This window comes from Thiolapillus sp. (assembly GCF_048562965.1).
Classification (GTDB): Bacteria; Pseudomonadota; Gammaproteobacteria; order Chromatiales; family Chromatiaceae; genus Thiolapillus; species Thiolapillus brandeum_A.
On sequence record NZ_JBHNMF010001004.1, the window covers coordinates 1 to 1,014 of the forward strand.

General features: G+C 58.2%; 1 pseudogene. It reads left to right on the forward strand.

Annotated features, from left to right (window positions below):
- Window positions 1-59: 59 nt before the first annotated feature.
- Window positions 60-1,014, forward strand: a pseudogene (locus tag ACOCD2_RS21805) (hypothetical protein); the annotation flags it as partial.

The window sequence follows — 1,014 nt, forward strand, 5'->3', positions numbered from 1 at the left end:
ATGAGGAACTTTGGGAGAGCATCCTCCCACCCCGTACGCGGCGTGATCTCGTGCCATGGTTGAAGAAGCCGCTACGATTTCCACTCTACAGTGAGGACGCATTGCGAGAATTCGCGCAAGGATCGACGAATCTGCTCCCCTCCTACGAGGAGGGGTGGCGCGAGGTCTGCCGCAACCGTTTCTTTCATAGCCTGTTCGCGCTCTGTGATCTGGCACGCGATGGCGTGTGGCCGACTGAGCGATGGCACGAGGCCCTGCATGCCTGGAGTGAAGAAGACATGCTGCAGCGGTCGTGGTGTTATGCCGCCCCCCTGGTGCAGCGCATGCCCGACACCGTTATCCAGGAAATCGCTCATGGCGTGACGGGATGGATCGAGGTGGTATCCGGGACGATTAACCGTCACAAGGGCATCCTGCTGGACCTGTGTCGCCGTGTATTGGAAATGCCACTCGAAGCGGACACGGGGATGACACACAATGGCGGGCCAACGGATCAGCCTGTCGCCGAGGCACTCAACCACCCCATCGGGCATGTCACGCAGGTGCTGATCAACCTGTGGTTCAAGCGGAACCCAAACGACAACGATCTTCTTCCAGAAGAGATCAAACCTTTCTTTACCGAACTGTGTGATGTTCAGAAGGTCCGATTCCGCCCCGGTCGGGTACTGCTGGGGTCGCAACTGATCACCTTTTTCCGGGTGGACCGGGCGTGGACTGAGCAATATCTGTTACCGCTATTCAATTGGGACAATCCGACCGAAGCGAAAGCCGTGTGGGAAGGCTTCCTGCGGTTACCCCGCTACCAGCCCCTGCTGACGGCACTCAAAGCCCCGTTCCTTGAGAGTGCAGAGCACTATACCGACCTGAGTGGACGCTACAAACAACGGTTCGCAGCCTTCCTGACGTACGCAGCATTGGAGCCAACCGAAGGATACACTATGGATGAATTCCGTTCTGCGATGGGTGCGCTGCCTCAAGACGGGATTGAGGCGTCCGCGCAGGCGCTTTTTCAGG